The organism is Daejeonella sp. (genome assembly GCF_049655485.1).
Lineage (GTDB): Bacteria > Bacteroidota > Bacteroidia > Sphingobacteriales > Sphingobacteriaceae > Daejeonella.
In genome coordinates, this window is record NZ_JBASJU010000166.1 from 1 (window position 1) to 1,869 (window position 1,869).

Genomic DNA, 1,869 nt, shown 5'->3' on the forward strand with positions numbered 1-1,869 from the left:
GTTTAGGAGCCGGTGCTATTAGTTTTATGCCTGTTTGCGGCTTACTTTGTAAACGCTATGGCAGCAATAAAGTAATGCTTTTCTCGTCTGTTTTAATGGCCGCTACGCTCCCGCTATTGCTTCTTATTGATTCGATAATTTTAATGGGAGCAGTGCTCTATCTTTTTGGCGGAGCACTGGGAACTGTCGACGTAGCCATGAATGCCCATGGTGTCCAGGTGCAAAATATTTATGGCAAATCCATTATGTCATCATTCCATGGACTTTTTAGTGTAGGCGGGCTTATGGGATCCTTAGGGCTCGGAGCACTGATGAAAGCAGGATTGGATCCCATTGCAGCAGCCCTATTCATTTCAATTTTGTCGATCGTAATCGTACTCTATTACTATCCTTACTTGCTTAACCGGCAATCGGAACAGGAAGCAATCCTTGAATTTTCTTCACAAGACAATTCCCCGGGCTCTAATAACTCATCAACCTCCTGGTTAAATTTCAGCGTTTTATTTTTGGGCACGATGTGTTTTATCGTGTTTTTATCTGAAGGTGCCATGCTGGACTGGAGTGCTGTTTTTTTGAAAGAAAACCGTGGTATTGATGAAAGGCTTTCAGGTATCGGTTATGCAGCCTTCTCGATTGCCATGGCTACCATGCGCCTGTTGGGCGACCGGCTTGTCTCCCGTTTCAGTGGTCGAACAGTGGTTATAGGTGGCAGCCTTATTGCGGCCTCCGGAATCCTACTGATTGTATTGATCCCCTCATTAATTATATCAATAGCCGGGTTTATATTACTAGGCGTGGGGGCTGCCAATATTGTCCCTGTGTTTATAGGTGAAGGGGGACGGTTAAAATCTGTGCCTGCATTAGTTGCTATACCGGCAATAACAACCATAGGTTATGCCGGGCAGCTTGCAGGCCCGGCAATATTGGGATTTATCGCGCATCAATATTCCCTCCCAACCGCTTTTGGCCTGATCGGCTTTTTGCTGCTGGTGGTAGCTATAAGTTACGCTCTAAGAAACAATAGTGAATCTTTATAAGATGATTCTTTCCCAATTGTGTTTATCTAGAAAGACTCTTTTGTCATAAAGATTTGGGGATCAAACTACTGCTAAATATTGTTTTTTAATTACCTTTAAAGATGTCTATAAAAAAAATCCTGCTTCTTTTCTCTTTTTATTCTTCATTTATAATCTGTAGCTCTTGTACAAGTTCAAGAATTTCTACAGATTCTCCAAAAGATACAAATCAGGCTCTTTTTTGGAGTCAATTGAAATCTAATTGCGGCAAATCATTTAAAGGAACGGTTGTGGAAGCCCCGGACACAGATACTACATTCAGAGGTAAAGAATTGACTATTCATATACGTAGTTGTGAAGAAAACAGGATAAGAATCCCATTTATAGTAGGTACAAACAGGTCTAGAACATTTATTTTAAGACGATTCCCAAATAAACTTGAATGGAAGCATGATCACAGGCATGAAGATGGAAAACCCGAGGTAATGACTATGTACGGTGGTAGCACAACTAACACTGGCTCTGCCAACATGCAAATTTTTCCAGTCGATCAACAATCTGTACAATTACGCCCCGCAGGGATTGGAACTGTGTGGTGGGTGGAAATAGAACAAGGTAAATCGTTGACTTACAATCTTGCAAGAGTTGGAAACAAAGCGTCTTATATCTTTAAGTTTGATCTTACTAAACCGGTAGAAACACCACCCGCACCGTGGGGCTGGGTAGAATAAAAATTTTCTATTGCTTTTTCAAATTCCGGTTTCAAACGAAATTGTCCTTCCGGTTTGTGACATCAGGATGACAATTCTCTTGCCAAAACCATGACATATGGCTCTATTAACCGACGAAGATT

The 1,869-nt window shown here is 41.4% G+C and carries 2 protein-coding genes; both read left to right on the plus strand.

Going from position 1 to position 1,869, the window contains the following annotated elements:
• Positions 1-1,037 (plus strand): MFS transporter (locus WBJ10_RS06680; RefSeq protein WP_424288743.1); only part of this gene is annotated, 1,037 nt, incomplete at its 5' end.
• 101 nt (positions 1,038-1,138) lie between these two features.
• Positions 1,139-1,747, plus strand: a complete 609-nt coding sequence (locus WBJ10_RS06685) for a hypothetical protein (protein WP_424288744.1) — start codon at positions 1,139-1,141, stop codon at positions 1,745-1,747.
• The last annotated feature ends 122 nt before the right edge of the window (positions 1,748-1,869 follow it).